The organism is Cupriavidus sp. L7L, from assembly GCF_004353535.1.
GTDB classification, from domain to species: Bacteria; Pseudomonadota; Gammaproteobacteria; order Burkholderiales; family Burkholderiaceae; genus Cupriavidus; species Cupriavidus oxalaticus_A.
The window spans coordinates 1-457 of the sequence record NZ_SMNY01000143.1 but is presented as its reverse complement, the minus strand read 5'-3'; the positions used below and the strand labels follow the sequence as shown (position 1 = coordinate 457).

General features: G+C 61.9%; 1 pseudogene. It reads right to left on the bottom strand.

Annotated elements, in window-relative coordinates:
* Nucleotides 1-457 (bottom strand): annotated as a pseudogene (locus E1J61_RS36625) (IS4 family transposase); the annotation flags it as partial.

Here is a 457-nt window from a genome sequence, read left to right as displayed (position 1 = left end):
TCACACGTTGTGCGCGTAGTTCCTGTTTGACCTCGCGCGCCTTCTGGCCTGCACGCCCTGGCAAGATAAACGTGATTTCCCCGAGTACTGGGCTGGCGTCGACGCTATCCCACAACTTGCCGCCCTCAGCAAGGTTTCGGTTGTGTTGGCTGCGGATCAGCCAGTCGGCTGGTTGGCCAAGTTCCTGGGCACGCGCCATCAACTCGGCAATATCACCCTCGCGGTCCGTCACATACACCAGTCGTGTCCGGGGCAATAGCGCGGCTTGTTCCGCAACGCGTTCATACCCTTCAATCCAGCGTACGCTTTCCTTGATCCCGCCGCGGTTGCCGTCGGCGTCCTTTGGCTCCCGAGCCCACATCCAGGCATCGATCACCCCCAGCGGTTCACGGTCAGGCGTCACCGCGTAGGTCGGATGCAAAAACATGCCCCGCTGGGCTTCGTAGCTCAGCGGCCC